The sequence below is a fragment of the Sphingobium lignivorans genome (genome assembly GCF_014203955.1).
GTDB classification, from domain to species: Bacteria; Pseudomonadota; Alphaproteobacteria; order Sphingomonadales; family Sphingomonadaceae; genus Sphingobium; species Sphingobium lignivorans.
Genome location: NZ_JACHKA010000001.1, coordinates 4,179,774 through 4,198,730, shown reverse-complemented (window position 1 = coordinate 4,198,730; position 18,957 = coordinate 4,179,774). Strand labels below are relative to the sequence as shown.

General features: G+C 66.9%; 17 protein-coding genes, 1 tRNA gene and 2 riboswitches. Of the genes, 4 read left to right on the top strand and 14 right to left on the bottom strand.

All coding sequences use genetic code 11. The features are described 5' to 3' along the window. Positions 1 to 121: 121 nt before the first annotated feature. The gene (locus HNP60_RS19660; RefSeq protein ID WP_184156752.1) at positions 122 to 1,570 is read left to right on the top strand and encodes a sensor histidine kinase; all 1,449 of its coding nucleotides are present in this window, start codon (positions 122 to 124) and stop codon (positions 1,568 to 1,570) included. Continuing rightward, on the top strand, positions 1,567 to 1,923 hold the full coding sequence (locus HNP60_RS19655; RefSeq protein ID WP_184156750.1) for a response regulator: 357 nt from the start codon (positions 1,567 to 1,569) through the stop codon (positions 1,921 to 1,923). Before HNP60_RS19660 ends, HNP60_RS19655 begins: the two co-directional genes overlap by 4 nt. 347 nt (positions 1,924 to 2,270) lie before the next feature. Here HNP60_RS19655 and HNP60_RS19650 read toward each other — a convergent pair whose 3' ends face one another. The 3 genes from HNP60_RS19650 to HNP60_RS19640 all read right to left on the bottom strand — a co-directional run bounded on the left by HNP60_RS19650 (position 2,271) and on the right by HNP60_RS19640 (position 3,105). Beyond that, complete coding sequence (locus HNP60_RS19650) at positions 2,271 to 2,582, bottom strand: hypothetical protein (RefSeq protein ID WP_221414662.1); 312 nt, start codon at positions 2,580 to 2,582, stop codon at positions 2,271 to 2,273. Continuing rightward, the gene (locus HNP60_RS19645) at positions 2,579 to 2,836 is read right to left on the bottom strand and encodes a hypothetical protein (protein WP_184156748.1); all 258 of its coding nucleotides are present in this window, start codon (positions 2,834 to 2,836) and stop codon (positions 2,579 to 2,581) included. Before HNP60_RS19645 ends, HNP60_RS19650 begins: the two co-directional genes overlap by 4 nt. Before the next feature lie 193 nt (positions 2,837 to 3,029). Continuing rightward, positions 3,030 to 3,105, bottom strand: a tRNA-Thr gene (locus tag HNP60_RS19640). Positions 3,106 to 3,473: 368 nt separating this feature from the next. On the opposite strand from HNP60_RS19640, the gene HNP60_RS19635 reads away from it, so the two are divergent. After that, positions 3,474 to 4,772, top strand: coding sequence for a PAS domain-containing protein (locus HNP60_RS19635; RefSeq protein WP_420825234.1), 1,299 nt, complete (start codon positions 3,474 to 3,476; stop codon positions 4,770 to 4,772). Positions 4,773 to 4,906: 134 nt separating this feature from the next. Continuing rightward, positions 4,907 to 9,562: an NAD-glutamate dehydrogenase gene (locus tag HNP60_RS19630; protein WP_184156745.1), complete on the top strand. Its 4,656-nt coding sequence runs from the start codon at positions 4,907 to 4,909 to the stop codon at positions 9,560 to 9,562. Between the two features lie 61 nt (positions 9,563 to 9,623). Here the strand turns inward: HNP60_RS19630 and HNP60_RS19625 are convergent, their stop codons facing one another. The 11 genes from HNP60_RS19625 to coaE form a co-directional block, all read right to left on the bottom strand. Beyond that, a complete protein-coding gene (locus tag HNP60_RS19625) occupies positions 9,624 to 10,295 on the bottom strand; it encodes a peptidylprolyl isomerase (RefSeq protein ID WP_184156743.1) in 672 nt (223 codons plus the stop codon). Between the two features lie 106 nt (positions 10,296 to 10,401). Next, a complete protein-coding gene (locus tag HNP60_RS19620) occupies positions 10,402 to 11,613 on the bottom strand; it encodes a D-amino acid dehydrogenase (RefSeq protein WP_184156741.1) in 1,212 nt (403 codons plus the stop codon). Positions 11,614 to 11,670: 57 nt separating this feature from the next. After that, positions 11,671 to 11,759: riboswitch (glycine riboswitch) on the bottom strand. Between the two features lies 1 nt (position 11,760). After that, a riboswitch (glycine riboswitch) is annotated at positions 11,761 to 11,860 on the bottom strand. A gap of 97 nt (positions 11,861 to 11,957) precedes the next feature. Further along, the gene (acs, locus tag HNP60_RS19615) at positions 11,958 to 13,901 is read right to left on the bottom strand and encodes an acetate--CoA ligase (RefSeq protein WP_184156740.1); all 1,944 of its coding nucleotides are present in this window, start codon (positions 13,899 to 13,901) and stop codon (positions 11,958 to 11,960) included. 191 nt (positions 13,902 to 14,092) lie between these two features. Next, the gene (locus tag HNP60_RS19610; protein WP_184156738.1) at positions 14,093 to 14,602 is read right to left on the bottom strand and encodes an MmcB family DNA repair protein; all 510 of its coding nucleotides are present in this window, start codon (positions 14,600 to 14,602) and stop codon (positions 14,093 to 14,095) included. 70 nt (positions 14,603 to 14,672) lie between these two features. Further along, positions 14,673 to 15,293: a cell wall hydrolase gene (locus HNP60_RS19605; RefSeq protein ID WP_184156736.1), complete on the bottom strand. Its 621-nt coding sequence runs from the start codon at positions 15,291 to 15,293 to the stop codon at positions 14,673 to 14,675. A gap of 175 nt (positions 15,294 to 15,468) precedes the next feature. Further along, positions 15,469 to 15,810, bottom strand: coding sequence for a DUF1491 family protein (locus tag HNP60_RS19600; RefSeq protein WP_184156734.1), 342 nt, complete (start codon positions 15,808 to 15,810; stop codon positions 15,469 to 15,471). After that, on the bottom strand, positions 15,807 to 16,307 hold the full coding sequence (locus HNP60_RS19595) for a PaaI family thioesterase (protein WP_184156732.1): 501 nt from the start codon (positions 16,305 to 16,307) through the stop codon (positions 15,807 to 15,809). Before HNP60_RS19595 ends, HNP60_RS19600 begins: the two co-directional genes overlap by 4 nt. Further along, complete coding sequence (locus tag HNP60_RS19590) at positions 16,267 to 16,734, bottom strand: PTS sugar transporter subunit IIA (protein WP_184156730.1); 468 nt, start codon at positions 16,732 to 16,734, stop codon at positions 16,267 to 16,269. The genes HNP60_RS19595 and HNP60_RS19590 overlap by 41 nt, the downstream gene beginning before the upstream one ends. 226 nt (positions 16,735 to 16,960) lie before the next feature. Further along, the gene (gene hpf / locus HNP60_RS19585) at positions 16,961 to 17,551 is read right to left on the bottom strand and encodes a ribosome hibernation-promoting factor, HPF/YfiA family (protein WP_184051923.1); all 591 of its coding nucleotides are present in this window, start codon (positions 17,549 to 17,551) and stop codon (positions 16,961 to 16,963) included. 69 nt (positions 17,552 to 17,620) lie between these two features. Further along, positions 17,621 to 18,322, bottom strand: coding sequence for a DNA polymerase III subunit epsilon (gene dnaQ / locus HNP60_RS19580; RefSeq protein WP_014074332.1), 702 nt, complete (start codon positions 18,320 to 18,322; stop codon positions 17,621 to 17,623). Between the two features lie 27 nt (positions 18,323 to 18,349). Beyond that, entirely contained in the window at positions 18,350 to 18,955 is a 606-nt protein-coding gene (coaE, locus tag HNP60_RS19575) for a dephospho-CoA kinase (protein WP_184156728.1), read from the bottom strand. Positions 18,956 to 18,957 lie beyond the last annotated feature (2 nt).

The window sequence follows — 18,957 nt, the reverse complement described above, 5'->3', positions numbered from 1 at the left end:
TTCTTGCGCGCCGCCCGCGGCGCGCTAAGGTCGCGCCAGCACTGATATGTGCCGGCTGACGTGGGAGTCGCCGCTGCGGGACCTGGCCGGCAGAAGCAGTATCAGCGGGAGATGGGTGCGCATGCCGGCAACGATCGACTTCAGGATGCTGGTTGCCCGATCCCCCAATGCCTATGTCGTGCTCGATCGCGAATTGCGGCTCGTGTGGATGAACGATGCCTATCTCAAGGCCACCATGCGGACGCGCGAGGAGCTGGTCGGCCGCACGATGTTCGAGGCCTTTCCCAGCGACCCGGACTCGGAAAGCTACAAGCTACTGGAAGGCTCGCTCCGGCGCGTGCTCGACACCGGGCAGACGGACGAGCTGGCGCTCATCCGCTACGACATCAGTCGGCCGGACGGCGGCATGGACCAGCGCTACTGGAGCGCGACGCACACCCCGCTGCATGATGCGGATGGCGAGGTGCGCCACATCCTCCAGCACACCGTCGACGTGACCGAGCTCGAGAGCCTGCGCGCGATGCGCGACGAGATGGGCGTCGTCCAGCGCGCCAATGCCGTGCAGGCGCGCAATCTGGACCTCAGCCAGGAAAGCGAGCAGCTCAAGGCCCTGTTCGACCAGGCGCCCGGCTTCATGGCGGTGCTGAGCGGGCCGCGCCACGAAGTCCGCCTCGCCAACCGCGCCTATCTCCGCCTGGTGGGGCAGCGCAACCTGATCGGCCGGCCGGTCGCCGAGGCGCTGCCGGAAATCGTCGCGCAGGGCTTCATCGCGCTGCTCGATACGGTGCGCGAGAGCGGGCGGCCCTATGTCGGCCGCAACCAGCGGATCCTGCTTGCCAATGAGGGGGCCGGAGGAGACGAGGAACGCTTCCTCGACTTCATCTATCAGCCGATCTTCGATGGCGCCGGCGCGGTGACGGGCATCTTCGTCCAGGGCAATGACGTGACGGAGCAGGTGCAGGCGCAGGAGCAGCAGGAATTGCTGATCCACGAGCTGAACCACCGGGTGAAGAACACGCTCGCGGTGGTGCAGGGGCTTGCGACCCAGTCCTTCCGGGGCATTCCCGGCTCGGAGCAGGCCCGCACGACCTTCGATGCCCGGCTCACCGCGCTGGCGGCGGCGCACAGCCTGCTCACCGCGCAGAGCTGGCAGGCCGCGCGCCTGATCGACACCGTCCGCAGCGCGATCGAGGCGACGGCCGGATCGGACAGCGCGCGCTTCCACCTCGCCGGGCCGGACATCCGGCTGCCGCCGCAAGCCGCGATGGCTATGGCGATGGTGGTGCATGAGCTGAGCACCAACGCCATCAAATATGGCGCGCTCTCGGCCGGTGAGGGTCGGGTGGACCTCGCCTGGAGCGTGGAGGAGGAAGAGCATCACTGCCGGCTGGCGATCGAGTGGCGGGAGCGGGGCGGCCCTCCGGTGGAGCCGCCCACGCGGCGCGGCTTCGGCACGCGGCTCATCCAGCGCGGCATAGCGCCCGGGCTGGGCGGGGCCGTGGCCCTGCACTTCGAGCCAGAGGGCCTGCGCTGCACGATCGACGCCCGCATCCCGAAGAGCCCGGCATGACGATGCGCGGCCTCGCCATCCTCATCATCGAGGACGAGCCCATCCTCGCCCTGGCCCTGGAGGACATGCTGGAAAAGGCGGGGGCCAGCCCGATCCTCGCCGACACGCTCGCAGAAGCGGCGGAGATGATCGCGCGCCAGCCCCCCGACGCGGCGATCCTGGACGTGAACGTGCACGGCGAGCAGAGCTATCCGGTCGCGGCGGCACTGGCCGAGCGGCGCATCCCCTTCATCTTCGCGACCGGCTATGGCGACGCCATGCACGAGGATGCCCATGCGCAAGTGCCCACCGTCGCGAAACCCTACAGCTTCCGCGACATCGAACGCGCCCTGAAACGCGCGCGCGGGATGTGAGGCGGACGGGGAAGGGGGCGGACATCGCCAGCGGGCGCCGGCGCGGTGGGACGTGGGCGCGGGCCACGGCCTTTCGGGACCAGGATTCTCCTTCACCAGCCAATATGCGGTGGATCATGGCCTGTGCGAGGTGCGGCCTCGGGAAGGCGGCGCACCTCGCACAGGCGTTACGCCGGACGCAGCTGCCAGCGCGACATTCCCGACGGGGGAATTCCGATCCTTGAGGAAAATGGTGCCCCACAGACGACAAGGATGGGAACTCAAATCACTGGGAAATTTCTATTGATCGCGCGTAACAGGGCGGCGTCGAAAGGTCCGTGAGGCGACCCGGCTCTACATCCGGACGTTCAATCCCTCGCGTCGCGGATCGCTTCCAGTTCGGCTAGCCTCACCGGGTCGCCGGCAGCAAGTGTTTCCTCAAGATAGAAGCTATAGGGTATGTCGAGCACCAGTTTGTGGGCCTCGCCGCTATATTCTGAGGCGATCACAGGAAAAGCATCGACCAACTGCCGAAGAAAATCTTTGTCCAAATCCTGAATCCTTGCTGCCATATCCTCCATCATGAGGACAGCTGCATCAGGATCAAGAACATCATCATCGGTGAGGTCAAGAAACAATATGAAATCAGCGATAATCCGCGCCACCCCTATTGCACTCATGGCTTCACCACCCTCACCTTGATGTTTGTGATCTTCATCTCTTTAAACAACTTGAGCGCAGCGATTCGCTCGGCTTCATTGGGCACTTCCCAAGTTCCAATGGCCCGATTATGCGCCAGTGCTTCCGACTGCCGCAATAACTGGGCACGCGCCCTGGGACGGTTCACGACCCTGAACTTTCGGTCAATCACATATTCGCCCTGCACGCCATCAAACTTGACCGGCCGTTGCGAGCCATCCGGCATCGTCCGCATCAACGTGGGCGCCTGACCGGGCCGAGCGCCCGTCGCGGCATCATTATATCGCTTCGCCGGCGTTTCGCGGCCGAGGTTTTCCTTAACCCAGCCAATCTGCGGCGGCTCCCAGCGGTCAAGCCACAGAGAAGAGCTCTTAGATAGTTACCTATTGGCCTGTCGGAATCCGGCTTTCCCGCCGGTTTCGAAGAGATGGTGCCGCTTAGGTGACTCGAACACCTGACCCTCGCATTACGAATGCGATGCTCTACCGGCTGAGCTAAAGCGGCTCCGGTGGACCGGCCTGCGGTCCTTCTGCGCGAGGGCCTTTGGTGAAGGGCTTTCCCGCGCAGCGGCGGCGCTTAACAGCAGTGGTGGCGCGTGGCAAGCCATTAGAGTGCGTTCCGGGGCATCGGTGCGGGCGGACGAGCGGGGGCGGGCCGGCGCGTGCGATCCTCCGGCATGGCGCCCGATCCGGCCGGATCGGGACGATCGCGTGGCCCGGCGCGGGACAACAGTCCTAATGAGCGGTTACGATCCGGCCCCGCCTTTACCCCGAATTTACCCTTCCGTGCGCAAGTGTCCGGCCAATCGCAACGGCGGATCGACGAGTCAGACCATGGATGCACAGGGGCACAGCGCGGCCGAGGAGGCCATAATGCTGGACGACGCGATGGATGCGCCGCCTATCGTCCGCTTCGACGAGCGCCGGATGCACATCCGCGCCTATAATTACTGGGCATCGCTGCTGGGCGACCGCTCGCTCCCCAATATCGAGGACCTCAATCCCGCCGAAATCCACGATTTCGGCTCGCACAGCGTGCTGCTGGACTTCACCAGCGGCATCGACGACCCGACGATCGCTTTCCTCGGCAGCGCGCTGGCCGCACAGTGCGACCTGACGAGCCCGGTCAGCCGCGTCAGCCAGATCCCGGCGCGCACGCTGCTCTCGCGCATCACCGACCATTATCTCCAGATCATCGCCAATGCCGCGCCGATCGGCTTCGAGGCGGAATTCACCAACCAGCGCGGCGCCGAGATCCTCTATCGCGGCATCATGATGCCCTTCTCCACCGACGACGACACCATCGACTTCGTCTATGGCGTCATCAACTGGAAGGAAGTGGTCACCGAGGACCTGGCCGACAGCATCGCCGCGGAAGTCGCCGCGGCCGGTCCGGGCGCGCTGGCCATGCCGACCGGCGTGCCGATCTGGTCCGACGGCCCCACCAGCTTCGACCTCGGCCCCGACGATGGCTTCGACGACCTCGATGAGACGCCGATGGCCGAGGACGGGATGTGGGACAATGCCGCGCTCGACCTCACGCCTGACCTCATAGACCATTCCGACAGCGAGACGGCGCTGGGCGATTCGCTGGCGCAGGCACGCGAGGCCGCGGCAGCCGCCAACGCCAGCGAGGGCCGCACGCGCCATGCCCTCTATCGCGCCATCGGCCTGGCCCACGCCTTCGCGGCCGTGGCAGCCGCACGGCCGGACGACTATGCCGAGCTGCTGGCCGATTCCGGCATCGAGGTGCAGCCGCGCAGCCCGCTGACCGCGCTCGCCAAGCTCGTCTTCGGCGCGGACTATGACAAGACCCGCCTCGCCGAGTTCGTCTGCGCGATCGACCATGCGCTGGCCGAGGGCATGGAGCCCGGCGCGCTGACCCAGTATCTCCACAGCATCCCCGGAGGGCTCAAGGGGCTGGTGGCCAGCGTGCGCGCGCGCCGTCGCGGCGCCAGCGTGTCGACGCGCCCGGCGGCCGGCAGCCGCGCCCGGCGCAAGCTGCGCGGGGCCGGCACGATCACCCCCGAAACACTGCCCTTCGACGAGACGGGCCTCGCGGTCGTCATCCTGCGGCGGGACGCGGACGGGCAGCTCGCCATGGTGGCCGCGCTCGACCAGGAAGACCGGCTGACCGGCCGGGTCTATGCCGCCGCGGCTCGAAAGGTCTGAAATTCCCCCTCGCCCTGTCGCGAAGGGCAGCGGCCGAGTTGCGGTTTTATCGTCAGAGGTCTAACGCAAGAAAATAACACCGGCGCCAGTCGCGCGCCGCGACCCCTTCGACGCGACCATCGAGAGAGGATGGCATGAGCGCAACACTCACTTCCGAAGCATCGACGACTTTCCACATCGCCAAGGCCCTCGCGGATGGGCTGCACGGCAGCGAACGGGACGCGCTGAGCGGCAGCGCGCTGGACGCCGCCGCGCAATTCGTCAGCGAAGCGGCGGCAGTCCGCAAGGACGGCGAATCCGTCATCCTGATCGACAGCAGCAGCGACGAGCTGCGGGGCGACGCCGTGACCCGGCGCCAGCGGCTGGTGATCATCAATGCCGACAAGCCCTTCCTCGTCGACAGCATCGGCAATTGCCTGAGCGACGCGGGGCTGGTGATTCACCTGCTCGCGCACCCGATCCTCCCCGTCCGGCGCGACGCGGAAGGCCGCCTCACCGCCATCGGCGACGATGACGGCGCGACGCGCGAATCCTTCATCTACATCGAGACAGACCGGATCGATGCGCGGGGCCGGCAGGCCCTGGCGCGCGCGCTCGAACTCACGCTCGCGCATGTGCGGGCAGCCGTGGGCGCCTGGCGCAGCATGGTCGACGCGATGAACGCGGATGCCAACCGGCTGGGCGCGGGCGAAGGCGGCGACCTGCTGCGCTGGCTGCAGAAGGGCAACCTCACCCAGCTCGGCCACGAACAGCGCGACCGGGAAGGCAATGTCAGCCGCGCCAAGGGCATCAGCACCTTCGCCGACGAGCCGCTGATCGCCCGCAGCCGCATCGCCGATGCCTTCGCTTGGTTCGAGGCCGGCCATGCCGGGCCGCTGATCCTTAAATCCAACCGCATGTCGCGCGTGCATCGCCATGTGCTCATCGACCTGTTCATCGTGCCGGTGCGCGAGGGCGAGGAGATCACCGCGCTTTCCATCCATGCCGGCCTGTGGACAAGCGCCGCGCTCGCCGCCCGGCCCGAGGAAATCCCGGGCCTGCGCGACACGCTGTTCGGCCTCATGGCCCGCTTCGGCTACGATCCGACCGGCCATGCGGCCAAGACGATGGTGCATGCGCTCACCACCCTGCCGCACGACATCATGATGGCCTTCCAGCCGGAGGACCGCGAGCGCGTGACGCTGACCGCGATGTCCCTGGCGGACCGGCCCCGGCCCAAGCTGGAGCTGGTGAGCGACGCGCTGGACCGGCATCTCTTCGCCTTCGTCTGGATGCTGCGCGACGACCTCTCGACCACGCGCCGCGAAGCGATTGGCGGGATGCTCGCCAGCGCGGCCAATGCGACGCTGCTCGGCTGGTCCATCGCGCTGGAGGACAGCGGCCTTGCGCTGGTGCGCTTCACGTTCGACGTGCGCGACGGCGGCCACATGCCGGATGCCGAAGCGCTCGACCACCAGCTCGAGCGGATGCTGCGCGGCTGGGTGCCCGCCGTCGAGCAGGGGCTGCTCGACCTGGGCGAAACCACGCGCGCGGCGATCCTCGCCCAGCGCTACGCACCGGGCCTGCCGCTCTCCTATCGTGAAAGCGCCGGGGCCGAGGAAGCGGCGCGGGACATCCTCGCCCTGCACCGGCTGCCGGGGCCGGGCACCCGCTCCGTGCGCTTCTATCGCATCGCTTCGGACGGCGAGAGCCGGCTGCGCGTGAAGATCTACAGCCTCGAGCCGCTGGTGCTTTCCGAAGCCGTGCCGGCGCTGGAGAATTTCGGCTTCCGGGCGCTGGACGAGCGAAGCACCGGCGTCGGCGCCGACAGCGCGCTCGGGCACATCCAGCGGTTCGCGCTCGAACGGCAGGACGGCGGCCCGGCCGCGCCCGTGCTGGACCGCGCCGAGATCGTCGGCGAAGCGCTCGACGCGGTGCTGGAAGGACGGGCCGAGAATGACAGTTTCGCCGAGCTCATCGTGACGGCGGACATCGGCCCGCGCGACATCATCATCCTGCGCGCGATCTTCCGCTATCTGCGCCAGACCGGCATCTCCTACGGCCTGTCCACCGTGGTCGATTCGCTCGGGCGGGAAGCGCGCATCGCGCGGATGCTGGTCGACCTCTTCCATGCCATGCACAATCCGGTGCGCGGCGGGAACAAGGACGTGGCGGCCGCGCTGAATGCCGATATCGACGCGGCGCTCGAGGGCGTGAACGGGCTGGACGACGACCGCATCTTGCGCCTCTATCGCGCCGTCATCTGCGCGACGCTGCGCACCAATGCCTTCTCGCCCGCCGCGCAGGAAGCGCTGGCCTTCAAGATCGACAGCGCGCAAGTGCCGGGCCTGCCCCGGCCGCTCCCCTGGCGCGAGATCTGGGTCTATTCGCCGCGCGTGGAAGGCATCCACCTGCGCGCCGGGCGCGTCGCACGCGGCGGCCTGCGCTGGTCCGATCGGCGCGACGACTTCCGCACCGAGATCCTCGGACTGATGAAGGCCCAGCGCGTGAAGAACGCCGTCATCGTGCCGACCGGCGCCAAAGGCGGCTTCTATCCCAAGATGCTGCCCAACCCCGCCGCGGACCGCGACGCCTGGCTGGCCGAAGGCACGGAGAGCTACCGGATCTTCATCCGCTCGCTGCTCTCCGTCACCGACAATCTGGTGAAGGGCGAGGTGGTCCATCCCGAGAATGTCGTCATTCATGACGGCGAGGACCCCTATTTCGTCGTTGCGGCGGACAAGGGCACCGCGACCTTCTCCGACGTCGCCAACGCCATCGCCATCGAGCGCGATTTCTGGTTGGGCGATGCTTTCGCCAGCGGCGGCTCGAACGGCTATGACCACAAGGCGATGGGCATCACGGCGCGCGGCGCCTGGATCAGCGTGCAGCGCCACTTCGCGGAAATGGGCATCGACGTGCAGAAGGAAAGCGTGCGCGTCATCGGCGTGGGCGACATGTCCGGCGACGTGTTCGGCAACGGCATGCTGCTCAGCAAGGCGATCAAGCTGGTCGCCACCTTCGACCACCGCCACATCTTCATCGATCCCGATCCCGATCCGGCGGCGAGCTGGAAGGAACGGGCGCGGCTGTTCAAGCTGCCCCGCTCAAGCTGGGACGATTATGACCGCAAGCTCATCTCGAAGGGCGGCGGCGTCTTCCCGCGCTCGCTCAAGAGCATCCCGCTCAGCCGGGAAATGCAGGCCATCGTCGGAACCAGCGAAACATCGATGGAGCCGACTGCGCTGATCTCCGCCCTGCTGCGCGCGGAAAGCGACCTCATCTGGTTCGGCGGCATCGGCACCTACATCAAGGCGGCCGGGCAGAACAACGCGGACGTGGGCGACGGCGCCAACGACCGGCTGCGTGTCGACGCCGAGGACGTGCGGACCAAAGTGATCGGCGAGGGCGCCAATCTGGGCGTGACCCAGGCCGGACGCATCGCCTTCGCCCTGCGGGGCGGGCGGATCAACACCGACTTCATCGACAATTCGGCCGGCGTCGACTGCTCGGACAATGAAGTGAACATCAAGATCGCGCTCAACAAGGAAATGGCCGAGGGCCGCCTGAGCGAGGAGGCCCGCAATGCCCTGCTGGCCGACATGACCGACGACGTCGCCGAGATCGTGCTGGAGGACAATCGCCTGCAAGCGCTCGGCCTCTCCATCGCGCAGGCGGGCGGCACCGACGATCTGGCATCCTATGTGCGCCTGATCGCGACACTGGAAAATGGCGGCCATCTCGACCGGAAGGTGGAGGGCCTTGCCAGCGACCAGGAACTGCTGCGCCGCGCGGGCGAGGGCATCGGCCTCACCCGGCCGGAACTGGCCGTGCTGTTCTCCACCGCGAAGCTGGCGCTTCAGGACGCCATCGAGAAAAGCAACCTTGCTTCCGACCCGGTGCTCACCAGCGATCTCATCCGTGCCTTCCCGCCCCGGATGCGGGAGGAGGAGGCCGACGCGATCGAGGCGCACCAGCTGCGCTGCGAGATCATCGCTACCAAGCTCGCCAACCGCATCGTCAACCGGCTGGGGGTGATCCTGCCCTTCACGCTGGCGGAGGAAGCAAGCTGCACGCTCGACGAGATCGCGCGGGCCTTCGTCATTGCCGAGCAATTGTTCGACGTGCGCGCCCTGTGGGACGACATCGACGCCGCGAAGCTGAGCGAGCAGGCACGGCTCGCGCTCTATCGCCAGGTCGCCAATGCGATGGCAGCGCATATCGGCGATGCTCACCGCTCGCTGCCCGCCGCGATGCGGCCAAGCGACGCGATCGCCGCGCTGACCCCGCCAATGGCGACGCTCGTGAAGGAAGTCGACAGCCTGCTGCAGCCGGAGCCCGCGCGCCGGACCACCGCGCAGATGACCGAGCTGAGCGAACTGGGCGTGAGCAAGGCCCTGGCGGCGCGGACTGTGTTGCTGGTGAAGATGGACGGCGCGATCGGCCTCTCGCTGCTCGCCAAGGACCTCGCCCAGGGCGAAGTCGCGGTGGCCGGCGCCTTCACCCATCTGGGCGAAGCGCTCGGCATCGACTGGCTGCAGGGACTGGCGGCGCGGATGAGCCCGACCGACCCGTGGGAACGCCTGCTGGTCGCCGGCAGCGCCCGCGACCTCCAGCAGATGCGCCTCGCCTTCCTCGCCGGCGCGCGCTACAAGGAAACCGGCCCCTATGTGGCGGAATGGCTGGAGCGCAACGAAGGCGCAGTAGCCAAGTTCCGCCAGCTCATCACGCGCGCGCAGGCGGCCGCCGGCCCAAGCGCGGCGATGGTGGCGGAACTGACCGGACAGGCCCGGGCACTGCTGGCCCGGTAAGCGGCGATACATCGGGAGGCACCGGCCCCGGCGGGGTTCGGCGCCGGTGCCTCCCGCTGCGCTATTTCCGGCGCATCAGCCAGGGCTTCACCGCGCCGGTCGGCGCGGGCTTGCCGTCCAGCCGCACCGCGCGGACGATCGTCACCCGGTTCTTGATCATCTGGCCGAACATGACGCCGCGCCCGCAGCATGTATCCAGCGCGAGAATGCGCTTGACCACGTCCATGCCCGCCACGACATGGCCGAACGCGGCATAGCCGGGATAGCCGGGCCGGGCGTCCAGCGTGGGATTGGGGCCGACCTGGATCGAGAAATTGCCGGTGCCCGAATCCGGGTCCTTGTGCCGCGCCATGGAAATCACGCCGTCGAGATGGCGAATGCCCGTCTTGTCCGTGGGCTCCAGCGGCACGGTCGGGAAATAGATGCGCCGCGCATCCGTATCGATGCCGCCCTGGACGAAGCCGGTCTTCGGATCGCCCTTGTGGCGCGTGGCGCGATAGAAAGTCGTGTCGTCCAGCCGCCCGTCATCCACATAAACGAGGAAGTTCTTCGTGGTGAGCGGCGCCCGCTTCGCATCCAGCGCCAGCACGATATTGCCCATGCTCGTCTCCAGCCGGACGCGCACATAGCCCGGCGTCGGCCGGCTGGCGGAAGCCGGCTGGGCCTGGAGAGCGGAGAGAGGCAGGAGGAGAAAGGCCACCAGGGCGAGGAGAAAGCGGGACAAAAACAGCAAGATCGTTCCTGGGCTGAGGTGGATCGGCTCCCCAGCATGTCACATCTGCGCGTGCCTGTTCAACCTTTGGCGGGACGAGCGCCGGGCATCTTCCGCCCGGACGGGCTCATTCCCCGTCGAGCAGCCCTCTCAGCATTTCCGCCGTCGCGGCCGAGAGCGTCCAGCCGAGATGGCCGTGCCCGGTATTGTAGAGCACCCGCGGGTTCCGCCCGGCGCGGACCACCGGCATCATGGACGGCGTCATCGGCCGCAACCCCGCCCATGGGACGACCGCATCGGTCTCCACGCCCGGGAACAGCCGCTGCGTCCAGGCAATCAAAGGACGGATGCGATCGTCCCGGATATCCCTGTTGTAGCCGTTGAATTCCGCCGTGCCAGCGACCCGAAAGCGATCGGCACCCAGCCGGCTGGTCACGATCTTGGCGCTTTCGTCCAGCAGGCTGACCCAGGGCGCGGCGGCGCGGCTCGCCTCGTCATTGAGCGCGACAGTGATGGAATAGCCCTTGACCGGATAGATGTTGACCCGATCCCCCAGGCGCGCGGCCAGCCGTCGGCTTTCCACGCCCGCGCAGACGACAAGCCGGTCGCAGATGAGCGTACCGCCATCGGGCGCCGCCAGCTCCAGCCGCACGTCCCGCTCGCTCGCGACGATCCGCTCCACGCCCGCCCCGAGCCTGAGTATGGCGCCGCGACGTTCGCAAGCCGCAGCAAGCCCGCGCGTGAACTTGTGGATGTCGCCGGTGCTGTCCGACGGGGTGAAGAAGCCGCCATGGAAGGTGCCGTTCAGGGCCGGCTCGATCTGCGCGATCTCGGCCGGGGTGACCGGATAGCGATCCAGGCCCGCCTCGCGCAGCAGCGCATTGGCGCGATCGGCCTGACGAAAGCCGTCCGCATCATGATAGACATGCAGGATGCCGCGTCGCTCGAGATCGAACGCGATGTCCTCCTCCTCCGCCACCCGGAAGAGATGCTCCCGCGCGGCGATGGCGAGGCGCGCCGTCTGGATGCTGTGCGCGCGATAATTGCCGATCTGCCCGCAGAATTCGGCAAGCCAGCTCAGCTTGTGCCAGCTCGGGCGGGGATTGAGGAGCAGCGGTGCGGACGGCTGCGTCATCCAGCGCAAGCCCTTGAGGATCGTGCCCCAGCTGTTCCACACTTCCGCATTGCTGGCGGAGAGCTGGCCGCCATTGGCGAAGGATGTCTCCATCGCGGGATAACGATGCCGGTCGATGACCGTCACCTCATGGCCCGCGCGGACCAGCGCATAAGCCGACGTGATTCCTGTTATTCCACTACCGACGACGGCGATTCTCGCCATGGCTGGACACTCCCGGGCAGGCCGTGACTCATCACCCTCTCCACAGAAGGCGTAGTCCCGTCTGTTCGGTTACCTGAGAGCGTCGATCCGCGGCGCGGACCGTTCCCCTTCGGTGGGCGCCTGGCCGGACGCCTCTCTCCAGACTGTCCTGGCGATCCGGTCCCTGGTGCCTGAGAGTTTCCGGGACCGGTTGCTCCTTCGGCGCCGGACCTGACTGATCGGGCCCGGACTCTCCCGGATCGCGTCATGGCGGACCGTAATTTTATGTCGCAACCTTGAAATCTTGTCAACGCGCCTCGCGCGCGCCGCGCCGGCAGGACCAGACGGGCGCGCGCGGCGGCGGTTCAGGCGATGGCGCGATGCCGGTTCGCCACGAGATGATCGACCACGCCCGGATCGGCGAGCGTGGAGATATCGCCCAGCTGGTCCACCGCATCCTCCGCGATCTTGCGCAGGATGCGGCGCATGATCTTGCCCGAGCGGGTCTTGGGCAGGGCAGGGGCGAACTGGATGACGTCCGGCGTCGCGATCGGGCCGATCTCATGACGCACCCAGCGCACCAGCTCGGCGCGCAGCGCATCATCCCCTTCCTCGTTCGCATTGAGCGTCACATAGGCATAAATGCCCTGGCCCTTGATGTCATGGGGCATACCCACAACGGCAGCTTCGGCGACCTTGGCATGAGCGACGAGCGCGCTCTCGACTTCCGCCGTGCCCATGCGATGGCCCGAGACGTTGATGACGTCGTCCACGCGGCCGGTGATCCAGTAATCCCCGTCCGCATCGCGCCGGCAGCCGTCCCCGGTAAAATATTTGCCGGGATAGGTGGAGAAATAGGTCTGGAAGAAGCGCTCATGATCGCCCCAGACAGTACGCATCTGCCCCGGCCAGCTGTCCGCAATGACGAGATTGCCTTCCACGGCGCCTTCCAGGACACGACCCTCCGGATCGACGACCTGCGGCTGCACGCCGAAGAAGGGCCGCGAAGCGCTGCCCGGCTTGAGCGGGATGGCGCCGGGCAGCGGGGTGATCATGTGCCCGCCGGTCTCCGTCTGCCACCATGTGTCCATGATCGGGCAACGACGCTCGCCCACCACGGAATAATACCATTCCCACGCCTCCGGATTGATCGGCTCGCCGACCGATCCCAGCAGGCGCAGCGAGCTGCGGCTGGCCTTGCGGACCCATTCGTCGCCCTCGCGCATGAGCGCGCGGATCGCGGTGGGCGCGGTGTAGAAGATGTTCACCCCGAACTGGTCCACCACTTGCCAGAAGCGGCTGAAATCGGGGTAGGTGGGGACGCCCTCGAACATCACGGTCGTCGCGCCGTTGGCGAGCGGGCCGTAGACGATGTAGCTGTGCCCCGTGACCCAGCCGATGTCCGCCGCGCACCAGTAGATCTCGCCCGGCTTGTAATCGAACACGACATGATGGGTGAGCGCCGCCCAGAGCAGATAGCCGCCCGTCGTGTGCAGCACGCCCTTGGGCTTTCCGGTGGACCCGGACGTGTAGAGAATGAACAGCGGGTCTTCCGCGCCCATCTCCACGGCCGGGCAATCCGCGGGCACGCTCTCGCGCAACTCATGATACCAGTGGTCCCGGCCGGGCACCATGGTCACCGGGCCGCCGGTGCGCCGCACGACGATGACCGTCGCGCACGCCGTGCAATGGCCCAGCGCCTCGTCGACATTGGCCTTGAGCGGGATCTTCCGCCCACCGCGCAGGCCCTCGTCGGCCGTGATGATGACGCTCGAATCGCAGTCGGTGACGCGTCCCGCCAGGCTCTCCGGCGAGAAGCCGGCGAACACCACACTGTGAATGGCGCCAATGCGCGCGCAGGCCAGCATCGCCATCGCCGCCTCGGGAATCATCGGCATGTAGATGGTGACGCGATCGCCCCTGCGGACACCCTTGGCCTTCAGCACATTGGCGAAGCGGCAGACTTCCGCATGCAGCTCGCGATATGTGATCGTGCGGCTCTCGGCCGGATCGTCGCCTGCCCAGAGAATGGCCGGCACATCGCCCTGCGTCTCCAGATGGCGATCGAGGCAATTCGCGGCGATGTTCAGGCTGCCGTCCGCGAACCAGCGGATGCCGAAATCGGCCTCGTCGAAGCTCGTATCCTTGACCTGGGTGAAGGGCCGTATCCAGTCCAGCCGCTGCGCCTGCTCCCGCCAGAAGCCCTCCGGATCGCTGAGGGACTGCGCATAGAGGCGGGCATAAGCCTCCGCGTCGACATAGGCTCTTTGCCGCCATTCGGCGGAAACGGGATAGACGGTCTGATTCAAGGCGCTCTCTCCTGACTCTTGCCGGACTGACCGCAAGCGGCGGACCGGCCACATACCAAGTTGGGAATTGGCAGCAGCCTATCCCTATTGGCCGGGAGCCCGGGCTGGCGATTGCATCCTTTGCAGACATGGATGCATGTTCCGGCGCGCTTGTCCATGGATTCCGGTGCGCGAGCAGCCGGCTCGTGGCGTCAGGCGCCTTCGCCCCAGAGTATCTGCCCCTCGGGATCGGCCAGCTGCGCGAGGCGGCGGGCGGCGCGGCGGGCAAGGCGCTGGACCTCCGCCTTGCGACGCGCGGGGCTGAGCGGCTCGCTGGGCGCGGCCCGGACGATCTCGGCATCATATTGATCCGCGACGATGAGCCCGGTGCGCCCCGGCCAGAGCGCCTCGCCCTCGAACAGCGAGAGATCGAACCCTGCCGGCACCGCCCAGAAATAGCGGTCGCAATAGTCGAAATAATCCGGCCATTTGCCATCGCCGAGCAGATCCGCCCGGCTGCACTTTATCTCCACCGCGATGATGCTGCCGCGCGCGTCCACCGCCATGATGTCGAGCCGCCGGCCGTTGGGCAGTGGCACTTCCGCGACGCCGAAAATATCATGCCGGGCGAACAGGCGCAGGACACCGCGCGTCACTGCCGGGGCCGTACCCTCGAGCAATGCGGTCTGGAGAACAAGGTCAGGGCCGGAAACGAAATCCATTGACCCTGATTAGAACAAGACAGGAACAAGAACAAGGGGCCGGAACGCATCCGGCCCCCGCAAGACCGCCTTATCGGTAGAAGACATGGCCCCCGATGCGCGTCAGCTTCGCCCGGTTCCAGCCCGGCTGAACCCGGGTGCTGTGGAAAAAGAGAGCGCCCTGCACGGGATTTTCCCAGCTGCCTTCCATCGCGATCTCGGCGATGGCCTTGGCGGTGCGCCACTGGGGCGCCGTCTCGGGCGCGTCGGGCAGGCGACCGCTGCGCACGAAACTGAACTGGCCGGGCTGAGTCACCACGCCGCACAGGCTGGTGGGGAAGCGGCCAGACTTGGCGCGCTGCAGGACGACATTGGCGACGGCAAGCTGGCCGGACAGGCTCTCACTGCGCGCTTCGTAATAAATGGCGGTCGCGAGGCAATGCTCGTCTTCGCTCAGGGCGCCCCGCTCATCGACGGCGGCGACCAGTTCCGGCAGGCTGTCGGGCTGCTCGGGATCCGCGAGCGGCGAGAAGCCCGCATCGGACGAAAGAGACGTATCGGGCTCAACCGGAACCGGAAGCGCGGCTGGCGCGTTCACAGTAGCAGGAACCTCGAAGACGGCCGGCGAAGTATCCGTGACTTCAGCCAGCGCGAGAGTGGACGACATGAGTCCAAACGCCGTCAATGCGGCGATGACAGTAGTGTTGGGCATGAACCTTCAGAATATGGCGGTGGGTCGGATGACGAAGCCCGGGCCGCATTTGTCATGCGATCACTCGATGCTCCGGTCCGCCCCCCGTCTGCGTGTTTGCCATGGCGTGTCCCCGTGACCGCCTGGGCAACCTGCGCGGGAGTGGAGGCGCTCTTTGCCGCTGGGCGCTGTATTGTCAAGCAGCGCAGAGGATCGCGGCGGCGAGCTGTTCCCCCTCTGCGACATCCAGTTCCACGAACCAGATATCGGGGTCCGAACGCACACGCCTCTCGATATATTCCATCATTTCAAATGGTTGATCCATATTTCGCGGCCCGCAGGGGGTGAGTTCCACAGCGCCCGACAGCGCCGTCACGCGCTCGTAGAAGCCATGATTTCGTCCCTTTTCAACGAGCTGCACGACAATGCTGCCACTCTCCGGTTCGCCCTTGTGAAGCACCGCGGCCATGCCACCCTGCGCTTCCACGGCGCGCACGAGCGCACCGACCAGGAACTGCGTCGTCGGCCGGCTGCTCATGGCGCTTCGGCATAGCCGGGCAGGCTGGCGAGCGCGATGGTGGAGCGCATGAAGGTGCCGGTGCCGCGACCGACTTCCTCGCCCTCGCTGTCGATCAGCCGCGCCTCGGCGACATAGACGCGCCGCTTTCCGCTCAGCCAGCGTCCCTCCGCCACGACCGGACCGGCGCGGAGCGGGCGCGTGAAGAACAGGTTGAAGGCCGTGGTGAGCAGGAAACGATCGCTCACCAGACTGTTCGCGGCATAGAAGGCCGCGTCATCGAGCATCTTGAAATAGACCGTGCCATGGGTAGCGCCACCGGCATGGAAATAACTCTCGTTCACATCAAAGGCGATGCGCGCTTCCCCTGGCGCAGTGACCGAGAGTCGGGAGGGAAAGAGCTGGTTGATCCGCGCCGAGGCATATAGCCGCTCAAGCGCACGAAAATGGGCGGCCTCGCCGGAGGGCGCCATGCCCTCAGGCAGCGTCACGCGTCTCGCCGCCGGCGAGCAGGGCATATAGCGCGGCATCCGAGCGCACGCCGCGAATACGGGCAAGGTGGCGCTCGTTGCGCAGCAGGCGCGAGACGCGCGCCAGGGTCTTGAGATGCTCCGCGCCGCTGTCCGCCGGGGAGAGCAGCATGAACACGACATCCACGGGCGCCTCGTCGATCGCATCGAATGCGATGGGCTCGGCGAGCAGGACGACGACGCCATGCACCTTGTCCAGATGATCGAGCTTGGCATGGGGGATGGCAATGCCGCCGCCGAAACCGGTGGAACCCAGCCGCTCGCGCTCGGTGATGCGCTCGATCACTTCGGTGGCGTCGAGGCCGTAGGCGTCGGCCGCAAGCTGCCCGAGCTTCTGGAAAAGCTGCTTCTTGTTGGGAAGCGTGACCGCAGACGAAACAGCGTCCGCTGCCAGCAAGTCGCTGAAATTATCCATGTTCAACCTGTGTCCTGCGGCGGCCTGCAGATGATGTCGGATGCTGGCGAGCCGGCCCTGCGCTGCCGCGGGGAGAAACCGTGGGGCCCCATAGAGCTTATAGCCTCTGGGGTCAACCGCCACCCCCGCCGCCGGGCAGGGGTGGGGTCGTTGGTCGGCCCAGCGAACGCCATCCGAGCGAGGCAGCGTCATTCCCGCCCCGCATCATCCGATCAGCCGCCGGCAGTCACTTGGGGGGTTCGACCCAGCCGATCGTCCCGTCATTGCGGCGGTAGACCATGTTGAACGCAGCGGTGCCGCTGTTCACGAAGAGCAGCGCGTTGGTGTTGCGCAGATCGAGCATCATCACCGCGTCCGACACGCTTGCCCGGGGGATATCCACCCGCATCTCGGCAATCACCACCGGCGCGTCGGCGATCTCGTCCGCATCGTCTTCTCCGCTCGACTGGAAGACGACATAGCTCGCATCATCGATGGTATCCGTCGCGTCGCGCTGCGCCTCGGCAGCGGCGGTCTGCTCATGCCGGTCCTTGAGGCGGCGCATGTAGCGGCGCAGCTGCTTGTCGATGCGTTCGGCGGCCTGGTCGAAGCAGTGGTGCGCGTCATGCGCCTCACCGGCGCCCTTCAGGATGAGTCCGGACATGACATGACAGACGATATCGCAGCGGAAGGCACCATGCGGGGCGTGGCTGAACGTCACGCTCGCGGAAATGGTGCGCGAGAAATATTTGTCTGCAATGGCCTTCAAGCGCGTGGAGACATGCTCCTGCAGGGCTTCACCGGTGTCGACCTGGTGACCCGATACGCGGATGTCCATCAACTTTCTCCTTCTTCTTGGGCCTTGATGGCCTGTGTAAGCGGGATGGCGGGACCCCGGGCCGTTGCCCTAGGCCACGCCATCCCGCCAGATGGGATTGTCCAGCTTGTCGAGAAAGGCCGCATGGCGCGCCAGTTCCGCTTCGCTGGGGAAAAAGGGGCGGGGCGGACGCGGCGCGCGGCCAGCCATGGCGGGACGCAGAACGGCCGCGCTCGTGCCGACCACGATCTGCGCCTCCGCCACCAGGCCAAGGCCGATCTGCCGTCCACCGGTCAGTTCGATATAGAGTTGCGCAAGCAGCTCGGCGTCCAGCAAGGCGCCATGCTTGACGCGGTGGCTGCGATCGATGCCGTAGCGCGAGCACAGCGCATCGAGGCTGTGCTTGGCCCCGGGATGGAGCGTGCGGGCGATGGTCAGGCTGTCGATCATGCGCTCGAGATCAACGAGCGGTAGCCGGCAGCGTTCCAGCTCCGCATTGAGGAAGCCGAAATCGAACCGGGCATTGTGCGCGACCAGCTTGTCGTCGCCCAGAAAGTCCAGCAGCTCGGCGGCCTTCTCCGCAAAGCGCGGCTTGTCCGCCAGGAACCGGTCCGACAGGCCATGCACGGCCTCGGCCGCCGAGGGCATGGCGCGCTCCGGATTGAAATAGCAATGATAAGTCGCGCCGGTGGGAATGCGATTGACCAGCTCCACACAGCCGATCTCGACGAGCCGATCCCCGGTCAGCGGATCAAGGCCAGTGGTTTCGGTATCAAAGACGATTTCGCGCATTGTCGCTCTAGACTCGTGGGGTTGGCATTATCGGACCAGCGACCGGCGAAGGCAAGCAATCAGGCCCCGCACCTGCGCTCTTGTCCGCCATTTGGGACAGCCCGTCTCGATCACCACATCGGCGCGCGCGCGCTTGACGTGATCGGGCATCTGGCTGGCGCGGATCCGGCGGAAGCGCGCCTCCGTCATTCCCGGCCGCGCCATGACCCGGCGGCGCTGGAGGAAGAAAGGCGCGGAGACGACCGCGACCATGTCCAGCCCGCGCTCGGCCCGCGTCTCGAACAGCAGGGGAATGTCGAGCAGCACGATCGGATAAGCGCGATGCCGGGCCAGGAAATCGCTTCGGGCCGCCCGCACGGCCGGATGCACGATGGCTTCCAGCGCCGCCATTTCGTCCGGCTGGCCAATGACCCGCGTGCCCAGCGCCTGCCGGTCGACGCCGCCCGGGCCGGTGGTGCCGGGAAAGCGCGCCTCGATGGCGCCGATCAGCGCGCCGCCCGGGCCTTGCAGCTGGTGCACCTGCGCATCGGCATCGAACACCGGCACGCCCATGGCGTGCATCATGCCGGCCACGGCGGACTTGCCCATGCCGATCGATCCGGTGAGGCCGAGCCTGAAAGGGCGATGGGGCATGG